Here is a 24,682-nt window from a genome sequence, read left to right as displayed (position 1 = left end):
CCTAATAAATTATTATTTTTTTAATGACACCGTAATATGATCAATTTCACCAGTTCTTTCAAAAACAGTTTTACTCGTTTTTAAATCAAGACTCAGTGTACTAAATTCAATAACTGAGTTATCATTCAGCTTAACTTTTATAGCGGTCTCATCTTCAATTTTATAAATAATTGGAATTTGACAATAAGTAAAACAAATAGACAATGCCTCTATGTGAATAGTTTTAACCTCTTTATTGATGTCTGTATAGGTAAACTCTTTAGGCTCTTTTAAAAATTCTTCTCCCCTTAAGAGTCTAGGATTAAATTGAAGCATTCCATTTTTAACAAATACCCCTAGCTCGCCAAATCTGCATAAAATATCTTCTTTAACTTGACCTGTCATTCCTGGTTGTTGCGCTCCTTTACCAGCCGGTGTGTGTGAATATGGATCTGTTGGAAAAGCCCCATATAGTTTTGGAGATTTATGAACACCAATACCTTCATTTATTTCGTAATAATGATCTAATAATTTACCAATAGTAGCTTCACTTTCATTATGTTCTACTGCTAAAAGACAAGTTTCTTGTACACTTAACAATAACTTTGATACCATATGCCAATAGATAGACCCTAATCCTTCATAACCGAAGAACGTTCCTGAACGCCCTGTAAACGATTTGTGATCAAACATTTCTTCAAATGTCTCTAGAAGCATTTTGGTATCTTTTTTTATAAGCGATGCATACCGGTCTTCTGGCAACTCAGATAACGCATCCTTTAAACTATCTGCATTATTAAAGTTTCCATTAAAATGGTAATTACCCGTAACGTCTTTTTCAATGATCTGTTTATTATTATCCTTTAAAAGCTTTTGTAGTAACTGTGATTTTTCAACAGCAGTAGAAGGAACATTATTTTTATCAACAAAACGCGATAACTCTTTATCAGGATACAACAAATAACTGTATTGATCTGGTCTGAACAGGGCACTGCTTCGCAACGCATTCAACAACTCTAATGAAGTTTCTCCAGAAATATAACCAGAACTTAAGACTGCTACTTGGCCTTCTAACATTTCAGGTAAATATGAAATTGAAATTTCAGTATCACTTTTAATAGTCATTATATTATAAGCGTGATATAACTTATCATCACGTTTATTTGCGTCTATAGTATGTTCTAAATAGCTATTAGAAATAGCGAAAAATTCTAATAAACTAGCTTTAGATATAGAGCCTTTATTACTTGTGAATCCATTTTCATAAATAAATGCTCTATAATCACTACCCGCATTACCAAGGCCATCTAAAACTGTTTTTCTATCAGTATCAGAAACCTTACCTAAGAGAATGTGTTGATTGTTATTTAATGTCTTTAAAACTTTATCGAAAAATACAGATAACTCAATTGAAATTTCACAATCGCCCTCTGGCATACTTTTAACAACGGTTTCAAAAAAGCATAAAAAGCGTCTCAAATAATATAAAGTTACCATGGAAACTCCATTTCCTACCAGAGCATTATTAGCGTCATTCCATTCTGGGCGTTGCGTGTTTAACCAAATACCTGCTTCTGGAATAAAATTTGAAATTTTTGCTAACACTGTAGCCAATAATTTTTCGACTAAGTTGACCTTATAAATAAAGAAATTTTCATCTCTTAACAAAGCACCATCAACACCCAATTCAATTCTTTTTTGATGAATTTTAGCCTCTGATTTTGAATCAAAATCAATGGTGTCTTTTGGATTCGCTAAAATATCTTTGTAGCTTTTTATTTTATAAGGTACATTGGCATACACAAAAATATCTTGATTAAAATAACTTGCTAATTTACCAGGATAGTGTGCTTCTATAAATTCTAAGAACTTGAGTAAGTAAATGATTTGATGATCTCCCCAATACCCTATGTAAGACCAAGGATCATCAGGCTCAATGGTTTCCCAATCAAATCCACCTTTTGTAACTCGGTATGGATTGTAGCCATCAAAAGTTGTCGCATTCAAAAATTTATGAATCATACTTTCAATAAACTCAGGATATGAATGCGCTAAGGCCTCCCAGTTTTGAAAAATATCCCGCCAATTTCCCTCGTAGTCTAATATTTTTGAACCATCAACTTCACTTCGCGTATTGATCGAAAATTGATTCCAAGGGCGACTTGGATCACCATGTCTTCTACTAAATTTTAATGGTAAGTATTCAAAACAAAGACGTTTAAAATTTCTGTCGGCGTCGTTTTCAGCAATACTTTTTATATGATTTAAGCTAAAACTATCAGGAAGATTATTTAATAGTTTACCTTTCTTTTTAAATACTTTTTTATTTGCCTTTGCAATATATTTCACAAAGTCGAACTTTTCAATTTGATAATTATCATCAAAAATACCACCCCTCATAATATTAAAAAGTGTGTTTGAAAAATGCCTAGTATTTCTTAATCTATTCTTACTTAATTGAATAGCATCCGAAGCTCCAGCGAGTTCTAATAAGTTTTTGGTTCCTGCTTCAATGTCGTTTTGAATCAAATCTACAAGATCCCGATCGTTCTTTATTTTTTCAGAAATATAAACAATGTCACTAATGGATTGATTTACATTTGCAATAAGCATCCAATCGCTCTTTTCTTGAGCATTTAAAGTAACATCAGTACCTATAAAATAAGCCCCTTTTTCAGCTTTAATGTCTGTTTCCTGTTGAACTTCTTTTCCTCTTCTGAAATTATTAAGTTGTAAAGAAGATATTAAATAGGTAGGATTTTTAATGCCTAATGACCAAACAATATTTGATTTAAGCGCCTCACTAGGCTCTGCTTTATCAACTATTATGGCGCTCAGGGCAAAAATACCAACACCAGTTTCAGCTTCTAGCTCACTTTTCTTGTAGGCATCTACTAAATTACTATATCCGTTTTGTAAATCTGCTCCTACACCATAAGGAACAATATTTTGAAGACCATCTAACACAGAAACTTCAACGGAGGTATCAGCATTATTTACCAAGCTCGATTTTTTAACAAAACCGAAAAGATTACTAGTATTCCAATGGTAGTTAAAAGTAAGATCAAGATCAAGATTATGTTCTTCAAAAATAACCTTATTACCATATTTACTTTTATATAAATTACGCTTAATACTATAGGCGCCGTTATAATTACCTGAAAATGGTTCCCAGAGAAATGTGGTATCGTTTTTAAAAACTTGAAGTATTGTTTTACTCCCAGTGATTTCAGCAGATTCTGTTATTTTATCATCGGTATAGTAAGGAAAAAGGGCATATTCAGAGTTTTTCCTTCCAGCAGACAAACCTCCATTACTAGAAATAAACATCCAGTGATCAGAGTTACTAACGAGACTCATAAAGAAAGGTCTCATTTGATCACTGTTGGATATTTTATAATATACTTCACCTTCTATGGTGATTAATTCTCCTGTGATCTCAAGATCTTGAAAGGAAGCAGGTTGATTCCCTATAAATATTGCTTTTTTATTCATTGCATTTTAAAATATCAACAAGATTTGAATCGTCACGGACGATATATGTATAGTTGATGGTTAATTGAATAGGACAAATATATATTTGAGTTGCCTCAAATTTTACTTGGAAAAAGGTCGAGTTACACACTCGACCTTTTTTATTCTCTTGTTTTTATTGAATCTGATTATTCGTAAATTCGAATATAATCCACTAACATAGTTTGTGGGAAGACGCTGTTCTCATTAGGTGGACCAGAATAATTTCCTCCAACAGCAACATTCATAATTATATAGAACGGTTGGTCGTCAAAAACCCACTCGCCTGTAACATCAGCAGGTGTAAGTTGATTGTACAGCACATCGTCGACATAAAAGTTAATATAGCCAGGCCCCCATTCTATACCAAAAATATGGAACTCTGTATCAAAACGACCCTCTTCTAATTCAAAATTTTTAGAGATAGCTTCGCCCGCAGAGTAACCAGGTCCGTGCACACTCCCTGTGATTAATGTTGGTTCTTGACCCCTGTTTTCCATAATGTCAATTTCACCACAAGCTGGCCAAGTAACTTCATCAGAATTTGAACCTAACAACCAAAACGCTGGCCACAATCCTTGGCTCCATGGCAACTGGATTCTCGCTTCAAAACGGCCGTATTTTTTTTCAAATTTATCCTTTGTTTGAATCCTTGCTGATGTATATCCAGCACCTTCAAAAGATTCTTGACGTGCTGTTATTTTTAACATCCCATCTTCAATAACAACATTTTGAGGTCTGTCTGTATAATATTGCAGCTCATTATTTCCCCAACCTGGTATGCCTTGCGCTGCCCCATTACCAATGTCAAAACTCCACATGGCTGGATTTGGTTCCCCGTTGGAATCAAATTCATCAGACATAACCAAATTTTCAAAAGTGGTTACCACTTGTGTTTCATCAGTAGAACAACTTGAAAGTATCACTATCGATACTAAAATTAATAACCCTGATAAAATAGCTGACTTTTTCATTTCTAATTTTTTAAAATTAAATCTCTTATTCATAGTGTATAGGTTAATCGATTATTTGTAGATCATCAAAATAGTAGGTGCTTCCATCACCAGGTACACCATCTATAAACTCGAAGAAAACTACAATTTTAACAAAGGCTGCGGCATTGTTTTGACCTGTAAAATCCCATTCTAATTCTTCCCATTGATTCGTAGTAGTTGTTGTTACATCAACCTCTATACCTATAGAATTATCGGCATTCTCTAGGCGAACTTTAATTGGAATTCCTGCTTTAGGAGACCAAATTTTCATTCTAAACTTCTTAGAAGAAGACATATCAATTGGTGCATCTAAGTTTAGAAAAGTTCCAGCAAAGAATTGAGCCCCCTCTGTTTTGATAGTTCTCATTACATTTCCAGTAGGGTTAATTCCTGTTGCATCAGGATTTGCTATTATTTCTGATTCAGCACCTTCAAATCCTCCAAAATCATAAGTTAAAGAAGTAGATTCAAAACCTATCGGTAATGCTACTTCAGTAGCAGCAGAATCATCGACATTAGGAGAAGCTTCTAAAACCTCTCTGTAATAGTAAATATTGTCTACATAAATATTAGAAACTGTTGTGTCTGAAATAAAGAATAATAATCCTAAGGCGTCTTTAGCAGACAATCCAGCAAAATCTCCAAGCGGAATATCATAGCTAGCCCATCCGTTTGTAACTAAATCTGTATCGAATATAGTAAATGAACCTGATAGTTCATTAGTCGTTTGCACACCATTGAGTATTTGTAACCTAATAAAATCTCCTGAAGTTACAGGTTCTTGCACATTAATATCAACGTGAAGGTGGGTCATTTGTGTTGCATCAATAGGTTGTACATTCAAGAACGTTCCAATACCAACGAAATTTAAATTCGTATAATTTATAACTTCTCCACCACCTACATTAATTGGAGGAGCTCCTCCTTGGGTAGTTTGGCCATCACCATTAAAGAATCCATTGTAATAATCTACAGGTACATCTTCGTAAGAATCACTAAATAGGGAAATTACATTTTCTGGAGCTTCATCAGGCACTGGAGCTAGTTCAAATGCCCCAAAAGACGCTAGGGTTAAAGAACCTTCAGCTTCTAATTCATTCATTGTAGCAGTAATTACAGCAGGAATTAACTCTCCTGTAACTGGATCCGGTAGGCTTGCACCCACCACGGTAACTTCACCTTGCTCATTAACAGTGGCAACACTTGTGTTTGAAGATGAAAATGTAAAATATGCCGGTGAAGCAAGAACAACTTGATCCAAACCATTAGCTAAATTAAAAGTTTGTGTTAAGCCTCCAATAGGAAAAACAGATTCATTAAAAGTCTCTAAGAATTGGTCTTCACCATTTAATATTTTTGGCCTAGGCTGTGCAATATTACCTAACTTTTCAAACTTTATATCATCAAACCAAACGGTATACCCTAAGCCACCTGTATTTTGAGTTCCCAAAGAATACCAAAACAGACCTCTTTCTTCGACTAACTTTAATGCATCCGGAATGGGAATGGTATATTTTGCCCAATTGGTTCCTAGACTTAAATTTTGCACAGCCACTCGATATTTGTCCTCTAAGAAATCGGTACCATATCCAACCTCACCCAAAACAACACCTTGGGATGCTTTCGCATAAAATGTTAGCGCATCGTATCCTCTTAAATCTCTACCTGCCCCATCAACTCTTAAAATTGCTCCTGCATAATTTCCTGTTGGATCATCTGCATTTGGCACGTCAATTCGAATTGACACTAAACTTTCAAAACCTTCCCCATCAAAAGAGGCGGCATCAAATTTTGAGCCTCCAAAAGGAAAATAAAAATCTTCTCCCAATCCAACAGGACCATCTGTAAAAATTTCGCCTGTTGTTGAAAATGTTGCCACCGTCGCATTATCAGAAAGTTCTCTTTCACATCCTATTGCCAATACTAAAATTAACAATAAAAAGGTCATTCCTTTAAAATTTATAAATCTTATATTTTTCATCATTTGAAATTTTATTTTCCAATATTAATAGTTACGTACGTTCTAATCTCCCACTCAGAGCCATCAGGAACCCCTACTGGACTTAATGGTGGTACACCAAATTCTGGACCCGCCAAAGGAGAAAACCTTGGTGAGAATTGATCTAGAGACCTCCAAGTCCCTCTTAAACCGATAGTGGTACTAGGTAATATAAACCAATCTGGCTTTCCTAGTGAGGTAGATAAATCTAACATCAATTGCACTGGGTACGTCAAGTTAAAATCTCTATGATAATCAAAAGGTCCCCAATCATTAATTTTAACATGAGTTTCTAATTTCATTGTCTTATAAATAGCCCTTATATTTCCACCAAATCGCTTAATTAATCTTTCACTATCTCCATTAGCTTGTCCATTACCGTAATAGAAATTCCCTATAAGCCCTAAATCTGATGTTAGTTTAGAAACCATTCTTGTATGAATCTCCCATAAGTCTTCTGCTGGTGCTGCGGAATTAAATGCAAAGAACTCACGAGAAGCAAGAAAACCAATATGAGCATCCATTGTTGTTGGAAGATGACGGTATACAAACCCTAAATTCATTGCAAATATAGCATCTTCTGCCCTGTCGTTATCCCATTCATACATCCAAGTACCGGGTGTTGGATCAAATGTTAATAGCAATTCACCAGCTTGAGTTTCTCGGTTAGCACGAACAGCAAATGGATCATCTATAAAGTTTCTTAGACGACCAGGTGCGTTAACATTGTTTGGCATTGCATCCACCAATGGTTTTTGCCATAAAAAGTTAGGTGCAATTTGAAAATCGCCAATAGTGTAGGTAAAACCTGTCAAGAGGTTTGCTTGGTTTCCGCTACCCGTATCTTTTAATTGCCATCCAGTAAAGGTTCTTGTAGCGTCTGCTCCACCTCCAGCAACTAATCCCATTACTGCGCCTTGACCATACCAATTAATTGCTCCTTTTTGATAGGTGATTTTGGCTTTACCACCCCAATTATCATCACCCTTAATTTCATCTTTAAACACAATACCATCTCTTACATCTTGAAAAGAGCTGCCGTTTAACGGTCTACCACCCCAAATACCACCTACGGTTAAACCAATATTCCCGAAGTCTCTCTCCACAGCAATCGTTGCTCTTTCCATAGGAAAACCAGGAATAACACCACTTCGAACTTGATTTTGATTTAAAACACGTTGTCCATTTTCATCAAATTGTATCTCTCTCTCAATATCTCTATGATAAATACCCGCAACTTTAAATTCTCCAAAATTTCGTTGGTATTTGAATAACATAGTTGGATTTGCACCCCACCATAATTGAGGTCCAATAGCCGCTTTTAAACCATCAAAGATACCTTTCCCATCTATTTCAGCGCCTAAAATTTCACCACCATAAATATCTAAATTAGGTCCATAATTTGCCTCTGGGTATAGACCAAAGAAATCTCCCTCATATTGCCAATGGTAATGACCCGTTCTATAAAATCCCCTTAAGTCAAAATCTTTTGCATTCCATTCAAATTCTGCATCATAAACGTTCACTCTATTTATATCATTCACAATAACCTCTTGATTGTTTCCATCAATCATAGTTACTGGTCTGCCTCTATTTTCGTAAAAAATCTCATCAATTGGATTCTCAGCTACTTTACCAATAACGTTGAAATTAACGTTAGCTCTCATATTTGATGACGGGTTTCCTTCAATCCCAACAAAATAAGATTGCATATGATCAAACCCCAATTGATTTGGAAATGTGTTTCCACTAGGATCTGGTGTGTCTGGCGTAGTGATTAGGCTACCACCAGTATTAAACGTCGTGAAATTTGCACTAAGTCGACTAATCCTCAGCTTCTCTGTATCACTACCACCAAGGGCTGCTTTATCTCCTCTAGCACGCAAAACGGCATCCATTAAATTAATATTCTTAAAGTGATTTTGAACAAAATCTAGATCTACCCCTTCACCATAAGGATTTAATTGGTGTGCTTCTTTTAAAGCATAATATGACGCACGCGGATACAAATCGAAAAGTCCTCTTGCATCTGTTGGTCCTTTTGCACATATACCAAACCATTCCTCATTCATGTTTTTTGAACCGTTTTCCGTATCTAGTGTATAGCCACCACTTGTCCAAATTCCTCGAGTATTATGAATATCTAAATCTTTAGTTTGTCCATCTTTCCACCAGCCATCTGCCCATTGAAATGTAAAACCACCTAACGAGTTTTGTGCTTTACCTAAACCTGCGGCATTGGAATAAATTTCATTCCAATTCTCTACCATATAATAAGCCTGCATTTTCTGATCCTCTTTGTTTTTTATAGCATTGAAGGCGTCTGAACCAAATTCAGCAAACATTATTGGTTTATTAAGCTCATTCTTAACTCTATCAAAAGCATCACCAAAGGATTCACCCCTATACATGTTTGTAGCATATATATCCATAGCCGGAAGATGCTCAGCTACTAAATCTAAATACAATAAATCACCATTACAGATAGCTACAGGATGTTTACTGTCTATTTTTTTTATCTTCAATACGGCTTCATTCATGAGCTTATACATCGATCTCGCTCTTGTAATAACAGTCCCTTCAGTTTCGATTGGAATATCCTCTGTTGCTGCACCGCCCCAAGAAAGACCATAGTTGTTTTCGTTCCCTAACATGAATAAAAGAAGCCCAGGCGTATCTTTAAAATCATTGGCCATATTAATAGCCTCGTTTATAAGATATCTCTGCGTTTCAGGATCTGAATACTCTGTGTTTGGAATCCAAGTTCCGTTTAGTGTTAATCCATAGCGGCCAAAAGAATGATTGATCATAGTATATATACCATAATTCTCATAAATGTATTTAACCCATTTTGGCTGCATACCAGTATAAACTCTAATTGCGTTTACACCCATATTTTTGAGTAAGCTCATTTCGGTGTCGAGTGCTGTTTTAATAAAGCTGTCAGACTTAGACCATAAATTATATGAATAATTGGTTCCAATCGGCACATAATCCCAATTCATACCATTAATCATAAAATCTTTTCCGTTAACGGTTAATTTAATTCCGTCGCTGTTATTTATCACTTCAATTTTATCAACTTGGCCAAATGTTGATGTAATAAATAAAAAGAGAATTAATCTTAAGAAATTGTTTTTCATTCTTTTATTGTTTGAGTTAGTCTAATTTTTTGGCAATCAATCTAGCAACTTATTACAATGAACTTCCCTATAACCTAAGGAAATGCATTAAAATCACTCGTAAGTGTAAATATATGACCTATTGTATGTGAAAATGATAAAAAACACCACAATAAAAAATATACACAATAATATCTCCTGCCGAAAATTATGAAATCTCCAATTAGGCTAGGCTCTTATTCATATTGTGTGAAATCCTCTTTTATGTTAATTTTAAGAAAAAAGCAACAACTGAAGCGCCTGTTGTGTTTATGTATGGGTAAAATAAGGGTGTTACGAAGCTTATAATTCAAGAATATAATTTGTCAGGCTAATATCATGCGAAAGATTCATTTTTTTCCTGAGGCGATACCGCTTAACCTCTACACTTCTGAATGTAATATTAAGTAGTGGTGAAATTTCTTTCGATGAAAGATTTAGCCTTAAGTAAACACACATTCGAAGATCATTAGGAGTTAATTCTGGATGCAATGATTTTACTTTTTTGAAAAAATCCTTGTCAGCGTGATTAAAAGCTTCTTCAAAAAACTTCCAATCTTCTTTGTCGTTTATTGAATTATCAATTTTATCTAATAGTGGTTTCAAGTTTTTATCTGTATCTAGCATTAAAAGATCTTCCTTAAACTCGTTTAAAACATTGTTCTTCTTTATCATACTCATAGTTGATATCGCTAACTCTCTGTTGCGTGCATCAATCTCTTGCCGAAGTTTTTCATTTCTTAATTGAATAATCTCTTTTTGTGACGCAAGGTCCTTCATAGCTCCTTGTCGATCCCGTTTTTCGAGTAAATCCTTTCGTTGTTTTCTATAATATCGTTTATACGATGAATTGATAATGATGAAAAATAATATTAATATTATAACATAAACAATAATTGCTGTTATACTCAAATACCAAGGCCGCTGTATAGTAAAACTATGCTCCGCCTGGCTATCTAATATCGTATTATTAATTTTTGCTTGTACCTTAAAGATATAATCACCGTGTTCTAAATTTTCAAAAGAGACATCACTATTATTATACCAATGGCTGAAGCTGGTCTTACCATTATGGATAAGGTTATATTTATAGCTCACTTTAAAAAATTTACTATATACAGGAACGCTATATTTAAATGATATAAAATTTTTGCTGGCTTTAAATGATGAAACCGTATCTGCAATCCTAATTAAATTTTCTTTTGAAGTACCTACGGTGATTTCGTTAAGAAAAATATCATTTTCTGATTCTTGGGTTAAGTTATCAAGATTAAGAATGAGATACCCATTTGAATTCCCGAACAGGTATAGATTGGGATTTATCTCAAATATATTTTCAAACCCCTTCATTTCCTGACGTAAACCTTGAGGTATCGCTATCTTTTTTATTTTGTAGCTGTCGTTTAATGGTTGTTTTGAAATGATATTGATATAATTTTGAGTGAAAACCCATAAATTGAATGCATCATCGACTACTAATTTACCAGATGTATAAGTGTCCTCATCAAAAACTGATGATAATAATAGTACTTTCTCGAAAACTTCTTCTTCAGGTTTATACTTAAAAACACCTTCTTCATTGGCGTAAACAATACCCTTATCGAAATAAACTAAACTTGAATTAGCACCTTTTGAAACACTTTCATTTTTTTTGACAGAAAGAACTCTGTTAAATGATTGATCTAATTCAATTTCATATACCCCTTTATATTCATGGCTTACCAAAATTTTACTTTGGTCAAAAAACTCTATATATCTCGATGAATTATCAAATCCTGCAATTTTATTTCGCCATTCCCAAGTACCCTCTTTTTTTTGTAGAACGTTCAATCCACTATAACTTCCTTGAAGTAAAAGTTGACTATTTCCTGGGATTTTTTTAATTATCCAAGTTCCCATTTCAGCTGAAATTAATTCTGCTTGAAAATTTTCAATAATAAATGTACCTCTATTATGACCACAAAACAGTGTTTCATCTATTACAGAAAGATCCCATACTTGACCATTTGTTCCCTCTATAAGTGTAAAAGTATCTTGAGACTGTAATTTTTTATAAAAAAGTCCTTGATTTGTCCCTAAGTAAAGGTTTCCCTTATATACTGTTGATGCGTAAGTCGTTCCTATACTCCCAGAACGATCCACATAGCTTAAAACAGGAGAAGCGACATTAATACAATCAATTCCGTTGTCTAAACCTACCCAAACATTATTTTTAACATCTTCAAAAAGGGACAATGCCGTATTATCGGCCAAACCATTATATTGATTTATTGTAAACACTGGAACGCCTTTACTGGTAAATTTCAAAATACCGTTGGAAATGGTCCCTAAGAGAATTGACTCATCCCGAAGTTTAATGGAGGTGTAAATATTTAAGTCCTTAATTTTTTGATTGACTGAAGCATCCCAAATTTCAAGAACAGTATCATTAATTTTATAAATACCACTTTGCTGACTCACACAGAGTAAATCACCATTAATATTAAAAACCCCAACGATTAAATCATTCTTAAAAAGGCTGGCATCACTAATTAGTGACTTTTTACCGTTATTAACGGTATAAAGTCCCTCACCAATTACGTGAAAATAAATAACCTCATTAACCTTAAATATTTTATTGATATTCTCTTTTGAATTAATAATTGATACGCCACTTGTTAAGGTATCATATATATAAATTCTATTTAAAGATTGAAAAAGAATCCAGTTTTCATATTCCAGAATATTCCAAAATTGTTCATCCTCAATTAGTTTTAAAGAATCTGCGAGTGAAGTGTATTCTTGTGTTCCTTGCAAGTTTTTTTTCCAAAAACCAAAATCCATATAACTTCCACTATAAACCTTATCTTTTACAGCAAGAACCGAACGTGTTATAGTATTATTGGAGGAAGGATATAGCTTCCAGTTAGTGCCATTATATTCTAATAAACCATCGTTATTAGCTGCATAAATAAATTTTTCATCGTTTTGTGTAATAGCCCAGTTTTGATTACCAGCACCATAATTAGTAGATGTATAATTGAGTATGGGAGGTAATTCCTGAGAAAAACAAGCTGAACTTATAGATATAACAAAGAAAGATAAAGTTTTAAAAAATCGCATCCACATATTTTAAATTTAAAAGTATTATAAATATCTGCAAAATTAAATCATATTCCAACCTCATTTTATAAAAAATAGGGCCGCATTCTCAAATAATTTAAATCGAATGTCACTAATTTCTAATTCTCAATGCCGATCATCATTTGTATGGCATCTGGGAAACTTGGCTGCCAATATGTTACATTATGAGTATCGCCATCAAATTTTAAAATCTGAAATAATTTTGATGAATAACTAGCATCGGCAAAAACACTATTTACTTCTTCTTCGTATTGTGTATAGAACTTATCAAGCCCTATATTTCCAAAATCAAAATAAAATTTATTTGCGACTGGTGATGGTAAATTTTTTTCGCATATAATCAAAGAAGGCTGCTGGCATTGGATTTCCAGTACTCGGCACTGCTCCAACCCAATGGGTACTCATGCCTATGGCACCGCCAAAAATTTCTGGATATTGACAAACTGCATACATCGATATCAAACCTCCCATACTTACTCCTGCCAAGTACGTATTTTGATTATCTATAGCAGAAGAGTACTCTGCATCAACGTAAGGCTTGAGTTCCTTTGTTATAAAGTTTAGGTAATTATCAGAGTTTATTTTAAAATCTCTATCAATCGATCTTACCATTTTAATTAAAGAGTCCTTTGTCTTTACTGGAAGTAAATCGATGGGTTTTTGAGGAAAGTAATCTTGTGTGCGCTCACTGCTAATATTATATACCCCCTGCAACAATGGCATCTTTTATTTTAGCCTCTTTTATAAGTCTTGTAATAGATTCGTCAATTTCCATTTCTGACTTTCTAAAATCTACCATTGGATCAAAAAGATCTTGACCATCATTCATATACAATACAGTATATTTTTTTGAGATATCGTAATTATTAGGAAGCCAAATATCTACTGTTCGTGGTGTGATGTATTTTGTTGGAAAAGAATCATAGCGATGTAGTTTACCAACTATGGCTTCATTTTCTATAATTTTAAGCTTTAAATTAGGAAGTTGGACTTTAGGAATTAAACCGTTTAAGTTATTGCTTTTTGACGTATTGTTAGTAATAGCGTAAGAAAAAGTAGATACCACAAAAAACAAAACTATACCGCATATTAATTTTACTTTTAGCGTGAAACTACTAATCAAATGAATAATTATTACACTATGTTAATTAATGTTTTGTTAATTATAAAAGGTCCGTTTGACTAAAACGCTTATTTTAAAAAACAGGTATAAACACCTATTGTGTTAAAAGAAAGAGGGTATTACTTTTGAAAGTGAATTAGTAATATGTTTATTAAATACTATTTTGTAATGGGGATTTAGAGTAGTGTTTGATAATTTTTTAGATTTACTAAGTTCCATTAGGTTTGTTTAGAGCGCTACTTTTAAAGTAGTGCTCTTTTTTGTTAAAAAAAGTCCTGTCTATATAAACAGGACTTAACAATTATTATTCAAGGTGTTATTTAAAATTTGCTATACCAGCATTTAACCATTTCTCATACTCATCTACATCTGGAGTATACCCTACAGGTTTAACGAGGTTCTCTTCATTGTGATCCATTAAGATATATAAAGGCTGCGCATTTGCTTTGTAGCGTGTAATCTGCAAATCACTCCATTTATTACCAATGGTTTTTACTTTTCTACCCGTTTCTTTACTGGTATATTTTTCCTCTTCTGGCAGCTCTCTTTTATCATCTACATATAATGATATTAAAACCACCTCATTTTTTAAAATAGACAATACATTTCCTTTTGTCCAAACATTTTGTTCCATTTTACGGCAGTTAACACAGGCATACCCCGTAAAATCTATCATTACTGGCTTACCTACTTCTTTTGCGTATGCCAAACCTTGCTCGTAGTCTTTGAAATGTAAAATATCATGAGGCGCCATCAAATGTCCTCCATCAGGCAGCTCAGAATGAGCCGCAGCAGTTCCACCTCCAAGTTTAGAAAAACCAACCCCGTAAGGTGATTCACTATATTCTTGTGGTGGTGGGAACGCACTTATTAAGTTTAAAGGAGCACCCCATAAACCAGGAATCATATAAACGACAAATGTTAATGTCGCTAATCCTAACAGCATTCTACCTACAGAAATATGAGTAAGCGGACCATCGTGCGGAAGTTTTATTTTCCCGAAGAGGTACAAGGCCAATGCTCCAAAAACAGCAATCCAAATAGCAATAAAGACTTCTCTTTCTAGAAGATGCATTTGCAATACAAGGTCTGCTTGTGATAAAAATTTAAAGGCTAAGGCCAACTCTAAAAATCCAAGTACTACTTTTACCGTATTAAGCCAACCGCCACTTTTAGGTAATGAGTTAAGCCAACCTGGAAACATTGCAAACAATGCAAATGGTAAAGCGATTGCCAGTGAAAATCCAAACATACCTATAACGGGAGCTAGACCTCCTTTTGAAGCAGCTTCAACAAGCAAAGTGCCTACTATAGGACCTGTACAAGAGAAAGATACTACTGCTAGCGCTAGCGCCATAAAAAAGATTCCTATAATACCGCCTTTGTCAGCTTTACTATCTACCTTATTTGCCCAAGATTGTGGTAATGTTATCTCAAAAGCACCTAAAAACGATACGGCAAAAACAACTAGAAGTACAAAGAATATAATATTAAACCAAACATTGGTGGACAGCGCGTTAAGCGAGTCTGCCCCAAATATCTTCGTAACTACGTAGCCTAAAAAAACATAAATAACTACAATTGAAACACCATATAATATTGCATTTCTAATTCCTACTGCTCTGTTTTTACTCTGTTTGGTGAAGAAACTTACTGTTAGTGGAATCATTGGGAAAACGCAAGGTGTTAGCAGTGCCGCAAAACCGGAAAGAAATGCTACAAAAAAGATAGTCCACATTCCTCTAGAGTCCCCTTCTTTTTCCTCTTTAGCATCACTACTAGCATCTACGTCTGACCTTGATGAAACAATTTCTGTATCTTGACTGGGTACTTTAAACTGAAAATCTGCCGCAGGAAAAATACACTTTTCATCATCACAGGTCTGATAATCTATCGTTGTGCTAATAGTAGTTACCGAAGCATCTTTTACCTTAATTGTTTGTAGAAAAATCGCGTTGTTGTCAAAGTATTCTAAATCCATTTCGAACACCTTATCATAGCTTACTTTAGGTTTTCCTAATTGTTGTAACTCCCCAATCATTTCCACCGCTTTGTCATCTGTTCTAAACGATGTTGGGTTTGGACCAATTACTGTTGGATCTGCTTCCCAATCATAAGGATTTATAGAGTACAAATGCCATGTGTCTTCAATAGCAGCAGTATAAACAAGCTCGTAGGTGTTTGCCCCTATTTTTCTAATTTCTGTCTCCCAGGTAACGGGTTCAAACATTTGGGATTCTTCTCCAAATATATGCGCTCTCCCAAAATTAAACTCGAACCCTTTTTGCGGAAAAATACATTGCTTATCATCACAGGTTTGGAAAATAATCTCTCCTGTAATTTTTGCTAATGCAGGATCTAAAACTTTTATTTTTTGAGTAAAGGTTGCTTCGAGATCGTGATAGGAAAGTTCCATCTCAAAGATTTTATCATAACTAGTATGTGGTTCATTTTCTGTTAAATCGCCTACCAATTCAAACTTTTTATTATCGTTGTTGTACTCAAATTCTGTAGGGAACGGCCCTAAACCCCCGATAGGTCGTATGCTGTATAAGTGCCAATTTTCTTCAATAGAAGCGTGCCACATCAAATCATACGTATCATCCCCTGTTTTTTTTATTTCGGTGGTCCATTTTACAGGCTCTAAAATTTGGCTAAATGCCGAAATTGAAATCAGTAGTACTAATAAAGTCGTTACAAGTTTTTTCATGTTACGCGGTACGTTTTATTTTTAATATATGCTGTGTGGTTTCGGTCACTTTAAAACGATTATCTGCTCTGAGCCCGATAATCCAAACGATTTTATTATCACTTTCTAAAATCCAAACTCGTTCTTTCTCGGCCAAAGATAACTTTTCATCTTTAAAAAACTTGCTAACTTTCTTTTTTCCAACCATCCCAAAAGGTTTAAAAACATCACCCTCACGCCATTTTCTTATCGTTAAAGGATACTCTAGTTTGTTTGCATCCACAAAGATGGCAGTAGCATCCATATATCCCACTTTTGTACTAGGAGTAAAAGACAATTTTATAGGACTGCTGACAACATCTTGATTTTTTTTAATGAAAAATTCAGAATTCGTTGGTTTTTCTTTTTTTTCTGATAGAAATAGGCAGTCCCTGTCTTTTAATAAACGATGTGTTTCAGAAAATAGTTGCTTTCCAGATTGTGCTTCGGTCAATTCATTTATTGCTTTAAAATCTGAAAAACCAAAAGGAGATAACAATTCAAATAGCAATACTGAAGTGTTTGGCAATTCTTTCAGCTTTGCTATATCAATGGCATAGCCGTCTTGATTTTTAGTGATAATTAGCTGATAAACAATGGCTAAATAATCCTCAATTAATGCCTGTGTATCTTTTAAATTTTGCTGCGTTTTTTGAAAAGTCTGTAATGGGTTTTTGTTGAGTCCTTTGAAAACTGGCGTCAATTGTAAGCGTATCTTATTGCGAAGGTATTCCTCCTTTATATTGCTGCTGTCTTCTCGCCAATAGATTCCTTGGCGTTGCGCATATTGCAATATTTCCTTGCGAGAAAATGGAAGTAATGGCCTGATGATATTTTTGTTTACTGAAGGGATTCCTGTGAGCCCTCTCAACCCAGTACCTCTTGAAAGATTAATGAAAAATGTTTCTAAATCATCATCCCCATGATGTGCAGTTGCTATTAAATCATAGTTGTTGTTTGTCGCAATTTCTTCAAACCAAAGGTAGCGAAGTTGCCTCGCTGCTACTTGGGTAGATAGCTTATGCTCTTTAGCGTACTCTTTTGTTTTAAACGTTTCAGTAAAAAAAGGAGTGTTGTCTTTTTGGGATTTTTCTGCTACTAACTTTTGGTCTTCGTCACTTTCATTTCCGCGTAGTGAAAAATTACAATGCGCTATGCCTATATCAAAATTTAGTTCTTTAAAAGCATGCCATAAACTCATACTATCAAGACCACCACTGCAAGCGATCAAAATTTTCTTCCCTTGGATGTTCGGGAAATTTTCTTTTATATGGTCTGAAAGTTTTAGAATCAAAGTATAAATTTTACAACTATCCCCAAAAATAAAGCAATCCCAAAACTTAGCATCGTTCCTATGAGAACATATTCGGTTTTTAAAGTGTCTGTGTCTTTATATCTTAAAATTGATTTTGCTGCAATCAAAAAACCTATTGCTTCCCAATGGTTTACAAGTATAAATGTGAGTACTAATAATCGCTCTAGATTACCAATGATTCTTCCGCCGTTAGGAAGTTCATCTGAGCTATTTACCTGAATTTTAGAAATTAGTAGCACTTCCCTTATAATAATATTTGCGGGCTTTAAACAACACAAATATGCGAGTATGAGCCCTATTATATATGGTGAAACAGGAAACTCGTTGATATATTGTATCCCATAATATTTGGCATACAAACCAGTAACTATTAACAGGACGGCAATGTGTGCGATTTGATCAATAAAAAAGGAATGGACTCCTACATATTTTAATTTTGTAATAAACGGTTTACATCCATCTATTATATAATGTAATAACGCTATAACTGTGGCCGCAAAAATAAATTTGAGTTGAAAAGAAAGTGCCCATGAAAGAAAAAATACAATAGCAATATGCAGTGCTAAAAACCTGCTTTTAAATCCAAGCGCATTTTTACTTATGGCCATTCTATCAGATTGTAAAAAGTAATCTGCCAGTATGTGAGCCAGCAATTGTAAAAGTATAAGTGTTGTAAAACTCATTCCTTATCCTTATTAAACAGCGTACTATAATAACCTACCGAAGTTTCTATTGCGTTCCACCCTACTGCTGTGGAATGACGATTTACTACCGACTGGTCAATGCCTAATAATTTAGAAATTTCTGTTTCAGTGTTCCCTAATAATTTTAGGTATAATACCATTGCTTGTTTTTCGGTTGCTTTAGATAAAAGCACATCAAGTAGTTCAAATATAGGCCGTAAAGTAACATTTAATTCTTTGTCAGCAGATTCAAAGAACAAGGTGTTTTTAATTACAATTCGCTCTTTGTTATAGGTATGCATATTGCTAATAGCCCTTCCTGCATGGTAAATAGCCTCTCCGTCAATTATTCCTTTTCCCTTGTCATACCTAGAAAGTGGTCCATATCCAATTGCCAGTCGTACTCCGTGTGTTTTAAAATGTTTTGCCCTTATTTTATTCTTATCATAATTGGTTACATCTATTGGAAGCGTTTTGATAAACGCTTTTATTGCTAATGCAATAGACAAGCCTTGAGATGGATCTTCGACGACCATCTCTAGTGTATCTCCTTTTATGAGTCGCCCATAATTGGGGACTACTTTAGAGATATCAACAAACAGCGTTTGTATACTATTTTCTAGTAATACTTTGTCTTTGGCATTAAGAGAAGTAGACCCTACAATGTCTGCCACTAGTGCGCTATAATTTTTCATATAGTATAATTACTTAATCACAAACATAGTAAATTTATGTATATTAGAATACATAAATATATTTTATGTTGTTTTTGATGCATAAATAATATTTATGCATCAAAAACAACATAGGTCATCCAATAACATGGCGCATTGCTTTTGCTTTGAGTAAACATTCTTCATACTCGCCCTCAGCACTGGACTTATTTGTAATAGCTCCTCCTACCGAGAAACTCAAATATTTAGTAGTTGCATTATAGAGAATACTGCGTATTACAACATTAAAATCAAAATCTCCAGACGGAGTGAAATAACCCACTGCCCCACTATACAAGCCTCTTTTAGCATCTTCTAATTCTTCCATAAGTTCCATTGCTCGAACTTTAGGAGCTCCCGTCATACTTCCCATAGGAAATGTATTTTTGATAATAGTTACTGGAGAAACATCGCTTGCAACTTTGCAGGATATAGTCGAAATGAGTTGATGCACTTGTTCAAAACTATATACTTTACAAAGTTCCTCTACCTGCACGGTGCCTTTTTCTGCAATACGAGACAAATCGTTCCTTACAAGATCTGTAATCATTATATTCTCGCTGCGCTCTTTTGGATCGTTTACCAGTTTTTCTGCCAACTCCCTATCTTCTTTCGCTACTAAAGAACGCCTCATGGTGCCTTTAATAGGCTGTGAAACTACTTTATGACCTGTTTTCTTGAGATACCTTTCTGGCGAAGCCGAAAGCACAAAATACTCCTGTAATTTCATAAATGTTGCAAACGGCGGAATCGAAATTTTATTAAGACTCAAAAAGGTTTGGACTGGATCAATGATTGCATTTTCACTATAAAACTCTTGACAAAAATTAGCCTCATAAACGTCTCCGCGTTCAATATGAGAAAGCAATGTATTTACTTTCTCAAAATAATTGTCTTTAGAAGTTCGCAGACTTATTTTAATATCCTCCTTGACAGTATCTTGATTTTCAAAAACTGTTGCTTGTATCTCTTTCCAATCACTTTCAATTTCATCATCCACCATAGCCAAATATTGAAACGTAACCTCATCGTCTGAGAAGACAAGAACTTTCTTAGGCTGAAAAAAATATAAATTTGGAAAACCCAATCCATCAAAATTTTTAGACGAAAGATTTTCTATATCATTTTTAAGATCATAGGAAAAGTAGCCGAAAAGCCAATCTTTGGTGATTTTTTGATATTCATCAAATTCAGTAAAAGCATTGTTAAAATCTGTTTTTATTCCTGTAAATGCATCTACGGCTAAAACTGCTTTAAAGGAGCTATGCTCTTGAGGATAGTCGTTGGAGTCTAGCCATACAACTTCTTCAAACTGTTGCGCCCATTGCACTAATTGCTGTTTGAGAGCTTCCGTTAATCTAACTTTTATTGATGTTATAGTTCTTTTCAAATATGGTTGACCCCTAGTCCGCCATGGCGGAGAAATGAGTGTTTTATTAATTCAACTTCTTCCTTGTCTTTGATTTCAATTTTCTTTTCAAATTCTTAGCCACAAATATATTGAAAAGAAAAAAACCAATCTGTAGTTTACAAATTGGTTTTTACATTTTAACGTAGTTTCAAGTATTAAATATGCAATGCCCTATCATCTGTCGCAGCAAGTGCTGCTTCTTTAACAGCCTCCGCATAGGTTGGATGCGCATGGCTCATTCTTGCAATATCTTCTGCGCTAGCCCTAAACTCCATAGCAACTACCATTTCAGCAATTAGATCTGCTGCTCTGGCCCCTACCATGTGCGCACCTAAAACCTCATCTGTTTTAGCGTCGCTTAGTATTTTTACAAAACCATCAGTATCACCACTAGCCCTACTTCTTCCTAAAGCACGCATTGGAAATTGTCCAGATTTGTAGTCAACTTTTGCTTCTATCAATTGTTCTTCAGTTTTACCTACACTTGCCACTTCTGGCCACGTGTAAACAACACCAGGAATCAAATTATAATTTATGTGTGGTTTTTGCCCAGCGATTACTTCAGCAACAAAACTACCTTCTTCGCTCGCTTTATGCGCAAGCATTGCTCCTCTCACAACATCTCCAATAGCGTAGATATTCTTGACATTAGATTGTAAATGATCGTTAACTTCTACCTGTCCTCTTTCAGTAATTTTAACACCTGCATTTTCCGCTTTCAAACCATCTGTGTAGGCTCTTCTTCCTACTGAAACCAGACAGTAATCACCACTAAAAGTAACTTCTTTATCTTTTTTATCGGTTGCAGTAACAATAACTTCATTACCATTCCTCTCTACTCCAGAAACTCTATGTGAAAGGAAAAACTTGACCCCCTGTTTCTTCATTACTTTGGTAAGTTCTTTGCTCTGTGCCTTATCCATAGTTGGGATAATACGATCCATATATTCCACCACAGAAACTTCTGCCCCTAACCTACGATAAACCTGCCCTAATTCTAAACCAATCACACCACCACCAACAACTACCATGTGCTTTGGGATTTCAGTTAAACTCAATGCTTCCGTAGAGGTAATCACGCGTTCCTTGTCTAATGTAATAAAAGGTAATGTCCCAGGCTTACTCCCTGTAGCTATAATTGTATTTGCAGCTTCGATAGTTTCGTTCTTTTCTCCCTTTATCTCAATGTGAGTAGCGTCTTTAAAAGACCCCATTCCTGTGTACACGTCAATTTTATTTTTATTCATCAAAAAATCGATCCCTTTAGTAGTTTGATCCACTACTGAAGCTTTACGCTCGATCATCTTTTTAAAATTTATCTTTACCTCGCCAGGGATATCAATACCGTGTTCTTCAAAATGCTTAATAGCCTGCTCATAATGGTGCGAAGAATCGAGCAGTGCTTTACTAGGAATACAGCCTACGTTTAAACAAGTGCCTCCCAAAGTGTTATATTTTTCAATAATTGCGGTTTTCATTCCTAATTGCGCACAGCGAATGGCAGCTACATATCCTCCAGGGCCTGAACCAATTACTGCAACATCGTATTTTGACATAGTGGTGTGTTTTTTAAATTAAAATTTGCTCTTTTGTAAGAATTTCGAAGAACAAATACAAAGGTACAATAGGTCTAGATAGTTTAAAAGTTTATGGTTTAAAAGTTTGATTGCTTCTAACCATAAAATAGTATTCTTTACTTTAGTTCGTTTTGTCGATGCTATTCAATACCCAATCAATTGCGGCGTCCTTCTTATTCTCAAAATCTACTAGTGAAGATTTAATTTCAACATCAGGTAGCACACCATATCCATTAGGTTCGATTTTGTAGGGAGCTTCCACTTGCATTAATCCCATATTTACTCTAATATTTGAATGCGGTAATTTATAATTTTTAAAAATTCCCGCTACAGTACCATTATAGGCACCTCCCGTTTCTTGACCTACAAATGTCGCACGATTGGTTGCTTTTAAGTGCGTAGAAATAATAGATGATGCAGAGAAAGAATTACCATTTATAAGTACATAAATATTGCCTTTATAGGGATTTCCCTTAGGCTGTTGTGGTTTTGATTGCTTAAAACGGTAGTAAATCTTATCATCTCTTTTAGTAGTTTTTATAAGGTTGTGTACCGCTATAAAAGGAGATAAAACTACACCAATTCCCTTTAAAAGAATTGGTGATCCGTTTGCTAAAACAAATGAAAGCATAGGGGTTCGAGAATTTACTTCACTTTCATTAATAAAGGTATATTCTTTATCTATTAAGTAAGAATACAATTCGTTTATTTCAGAAATACGTCCGCCACCATTGTCTCTTAAATCGATAATTAAGTTTTCTGTTTTAAGACTGTCCATTTTCATAAAACTTTCCTCGTAGAATGTTTCAAATGGCCCGTTTATAAAACCTCTTATTTTCATATAAGCAACGGTACTATCTTTTCCTATAAAATTAAAGTTTCGCTTGTACTTATCTGTCCCAAGGACCAATCCGTGGTCTCGATCAAATTTTCTTTTAGTCTTTTGTTCCTCACGCTTAATTTTTCGATCCTCTTTTGTGATTTTTATTTCTTTTACAACACTATCTACTATTTTATCTTCAGGTTTTTCTTTTTCCTTCCATTTAAAAACTTTAGAGAAAACAGAGTCTTTATTCTTAAAAGTAACATTCAAACTATCCTGAAATCCTTTATCTCGATAATAAAAACGCTGAAAACGGGAAGCAACAAAAGTTTGAAACAAGGTTTTATTATATCCATCTGAAGCTATATTCTTGTTGTAAGCGGCTATTAATTGTTGAGGGGTTTCCTCATTAATTTCAACTATTTCACTCCCAATTAACAAGGTGTCAACATCTTTAGCAGCGGTTATCAAAAGATGCTGTTCAATATAATCGAAATCCAGCGTGCTAAAATTAAATTTTTTATCACGGTATTCTTTTCTAACACTACGCTCTTGCTTTAACTGAGGCGGTATTACAGAAATATGTCCCTGCCCTATTGTTTTAATTACGGGCGCCAATTTTTTATAAAATTGTTTGCTATTTAGCGGTTCATAAATGGAACTTTTTACGCTATCGATCTTAAAATCAAGACGCTCTTTTGAAATGTATTGATATAATTTGGGGTGGTGCTTTTGTAACTGAAAATAGACATCATCTATGTCAGCTCTCAAATCTTCTATTGGAATTTCGCTGGTTATCTTTTTGTTATATTTCTGGATACTGCCACAAGATATAAGAACAAAAGAAGTGACTACTATGGTTAAAAATCTCTTCATTTAATCAACTCTTTTTATTTTATAATTAAATTAGACCCCTTCGATACCAGGAAACCCTAACATTTGGCCCATACCAACAGTAAACAACCAATTGCCATATACCGCGTGCTCTATGGTTACTGCTGTGGTGCTTTTAAATTTTAAAAACGTGAAGCCGAACAAGATTCCACCTACAAATGTCAACAACAACACTAGCGTATTTTTAAAAAACAAATGCGCTAGTGAAAAAACAAAAGCATTTGCAAAAATTAATACTTTCTCATTTTTGAATAGAGGCTTATATCGTTCAAAAAAGAACGTTCTGTACACAATTTCTTGAGGCCATACTGAAAATAACGAGTACACGAATAGTATAGTAACGTACATCCAAGGTTTTGCTAAAGGCATTAGGAATAAAGCTGAAGGCTTGGTATACCAAACAAATGTTATTGTAATTACCGCAATAAGGACGAAGGTAATTATAGTTCGTTTCCAAAACAGCTTCCAATCCATTTCTTTTTCAATACTGAAGGTAACACTATGCGCCTTTCGCATTTGAATAATTAAATAGACAAGTGCTATCACAATAGCAGCCAGTTTAAACCAAATTAGCATATCAAAAACAAGACTTACAGGGACTGCAACAAAGAGTATTAAAAACTCAAAAATCAATTTTCTATTCAT

At 34.4% G+C, this 24,682-nt stretch carries 16 protein-coding genes; all 16 read right to left on the bottom strand.

Translation table 11 applies throughout. From position 1 onward, the window contains the following. Nucleotides 1-12 precede the first annotated feature (12 nt). The 16 genes from ABXT67_RS11950 to ABXT67_RS11875 all read right to left on the bottom strand — a co-directional run bounded on the left by ABXT67_RS11950 (nucleotide 13) and on the right by ABXT67_RS11875 (nucleotide 24,682). A complete protein-coding gene (locus tag ABXT67_RS11950; RefSeq protein ID WP_415374276.1) occupies nucleotides 13-3,474 on the bottom strand; it encodes a hypothetical protein in 3,462 nt (1,153 codons plus the stop codon). A gap of 167 nt (nucleotides 3,475-3,641) precedes the next feature. Continuing rightward, complete coding sequence (locus tag ABXT67_RS11945) at nucleotides 3,642-4,466, bottom strand: family 16 glycosylhydrolase (RefSeq protein ID WP_415374275.1); 825 nt, start codon at nucleotides 4,464-4,466, stop codon at nucleotides 3,642-3,644. A gap of 43 nt (nucleotides 4,467-4,509) precedes the next feature. Continuing rightward, nucleotides 4,510-6,471: a carbohydrate-binding protein gene (locus tag ABXT67_RS11940; RefSeq protein ID WP_415374274.1), complete on the bottom strand. Its 1,962-nt coding sequence runs from the start codon at nucleotides 6,469-6,471 to the stop codon at nucleotides 4,510-4,512. Between the two features lie 8 nt (nucleotides 6,472-6,479). Continuing rightward, a complete protein-coding gene (locus ABXT67_RS11935) occupies nucleotides 6,480-9,629 on the bottom strand; it encodes a glycoside hydrolase family 2 TIM barrel-domain containing protein (protein ID WP_415374273.1) in 3,150 nt (1,049 codons plus the stop codon). Between the two features lie 321 nt (nucleotides 9,630-9,950). Further along, nucleotides 9,951-12,749, bottom strand: coding sequence for a triple tyrosine motif-containing protein (locus tag ABXT67_RS11930; protein ID WP_415374272.1), 2,799 nt, complete (start codon nucleotides 12,747-12,749; stop codon nucleotides 9,951-9,953). Between the two features lie 119 nt (nucleotides 12,750-12,868). After that, nucleotides 12,869-13,114, bottom strand: a complete 246-nt coding sequence (locus tag ABXT67_RS11925; RefSeq protein WP_415374271.1) for a hypothetical protein — start codon at nucleotides 13,112-13,114, stop codon at nucleotides 12,869-12,871. Continuing rightward, entirely contained in the window at nucleotides 13,071-13,493 is a 423-nt protein-coding gene (locus ABXT67_RS11920) for an alpha/beta hydrolase-fold protein (RefSeq protein ID WP_415374270.1), read from the bottom strand. The genes ABXT67_RS11925 and ABXT67_RS11920 overlap by 44 nt, the downstream gene beginning before the upstream one ends. After that, entirely contained in the window at nucleotides 13,468-13,836 is a 369-nt protein-coding gene (locus ABXT67_RS11915; protein WP_415374269.1) for an alpha/beta hydrolase-fold protein, read from the bottom strand. The genes ABXT67_RS11920 and ABXT67_RS11915 overlap by 26 nt, the downstream gene beginning before the upstream one ends. Nucleotides 13,837-14,209: 373 nt before the next feature. Next, complete coding sequence (locus ABXT67_RS11910; RefSeq protein WP_415374268.1) at nucleotides 14,210-16,603, bottom strand: cytochrome c biogenesis protein CcdA; 2,394 nt, start codon at nucleotides 16,601-16,603, stop codon at nucleotides 14,210-14,212. Nucleotide 16,604: 1 nt separating this feature from the next. Next, nucleotides 16,605-17,915: a tRNA lysidine(34) synthetase TilS gene (gene tilS / locus ABXT67_RS11905; protein WP_415374267.1), complete on the bottom strand. Its 1,311-nt coding sequence runs from the start codon at nucleotides 17,913-17,915 to the stop codon at nucleotides 16,605-16,607. After that, on the bottom strand, nucleotides 17,912-18,619 hold the full coding sequence (locus ABXT67_RS11900) for a DUF3307 domain-containing protein (RefSeq protein WP_415374266.1): 708 nt from the start codon (nucleotides 18,617-18,619) through the stop codon (nucleotides 17,912-17,914). The genes tilS and ABXT67_RS11900 overlap by 4 nt, the downstream gene beginning before the upstream one ends. After that, the gene (locus tag ABXT67_RS11895) at nucleotides 18,616-19,314 is read right to left on the bottom strand and encodes a fumarate hydratase (RefSeq protein WP_415374265.1); all 699 of its coding nucleotides are present in this window, start codon (nucleotides 19,312-19,314) and stop codon (nucleotides 18,616-18,618) included. The genes ABXT67_RS11900 and ABXT67_RS11895 overlap by 4 nt, the downstream gene beginning before the upstream one ends. Before the next feature lie 115 nt (nucleotides 19,315-19,429). Next, the gene (locus ABXT67_RS11890) at nucleotides 19,430-20,722 is read right to left on the bottom strand and encodes an anthranilate synthase component I family protein (protein WP_415374264.1); all 1,293 of its coding nucleotides are present in this window, start codon (nucleotides 20,720-20,722) and stop codon (nucleotides 19,430-19,432) included. Between the two features lie 176 nt (nucleotides 20,723-20,898). After that, a complete protein-coding gene (lpdA, locus tag ABXT67_RS11885; protein ID WP_415374263.1) occupies nucleotides 20,899-22,299 on the bottom strand; it encodes a dihydrolipoyl dehydrogenase in 1,401 nt (466 codons plus the stop codon). 142 nt (nucleotides 22,300-22,441) lie between these two features. Continuing rightward, nucleotides 22,442-24,019 (bottom strand): S41 family peptidase, encoded by a 1,578-nt coding sequence (locus tag ABXT67_RS11880; RefSeq protein WP_415374262.1) that lies wholly within the window; start codon nucleotides 24,017-24,019, stop codon nucleotides 22,442-22,444. 30 nt (nucleotides 24,020-24,049) lie between these two features. Next, nucleotides 24,050-24,682, bottom strand: coding sequence for a CPBP family intramembrane glutamic endopeptidase (locus tag ABXT67_RS11875; RefSeq protein WP_415374261.1), 633 nt, complete (start codon nucleotides 24,680-24,682; stop codon nucleotides 24,050-24,052).

It is taken from the genome of Patiriisocius sp. Uisw_017 (assembly GCF_047731265.1).
Lineage (GTDB): Bacteria > Bacteroidota > Bacteroidia > Flavobacteriales > Flavobacteriaceae > Patiriisocius.
This window is presented reverse-complemented; position numbering and strand designations above follow the sequence as displayed.

Bases quoted from the DNA above. Each gene is read 5' to 3' on its own strand.
- ABXT67_RS11895 (WP_415374265.1), bottom strand. From the start codon at position 19,314: ATGAAAAATTATAGCGCACTAGTGGCAGACATTGTAGGGTCTACTTCT.
- lpdA (WP_415374263.1), bottom strand. From the start codon at position 22,299: ATGTCAAAATACGATGTTGCAGTAATTGGTTCAGGCCCTGGAGGATAT.
- ABXT67_RS11875 (WP_415374261.1), bottom strand. From the start codon at position 24,682: ATGAATAGAAAATTGATTTTTGAGTTTTTAATACTCTTTGTTGCAGTC.
- ABXT67_RS11935 (WP_415374273.1), bottom strand. From the start codon at position 9,629: ATGAAAAACAATTTCTTAAGATTAATTCTCTTTTTATTTATTACATCA.
- ABXT67_RS11940 (WP_415374274.1), bottom strand. From the start codon at position 6,471: ATGATGAAAAATATAAGATTTATAAATTTTAAAGGAATGACCTTTTTA.
- ABXT67_RS11900 (WP_415374266.1), bottom strand. From the start codon at position 18,619: ATGAGTTTTACAACACTTATACTTTTACAATTGCTGGCTCACATACTG.
- ABXT67_RS11910 (WP_415374268.1), bottom strand. From the start codon at position 16,603: ATGAAAAAACTTGTAACGACTTTATTAGTACTACTGATTTCAATTTCG.
- ABXT67_RS11945 (WP_415374275.1), bottom strand. From the start codon at position 4,466: ATGAAAAAGTCAGCTATTTTATCAGGGTTATTAATTTTAGTATCGATA.
- ABXT67_RS11930 (WP_415374272.1), bottom strand. From the start codon at position 12,749: ATGCGATTTTTTAAAACTTTATCTTTCTTTGTTATATCTATAAGTTCA.
- ABXT67_RS11880 (WP_415374262.1), bottom strand. From the start codon at position 24,019: ATGAAGAGATTTTTAACCATAGTAGTCACTTCTTTTGTTCTTATATCT.
- ABXT67_RS11950 (WP_415374276.1), bottom strand. From the start codon at position 3,474: ATGAATAAAAAAGCAATATTTATAGGGAATCAACCTGCTTCCTTTCAA.
- ABXT67_RS11920 (WP_415374270.1), bottom strand. From the start codon at position 13,493: ATGCCATTGTTGCAGGGGGTATATAATATTAGCAGTGAGCGCACACAA.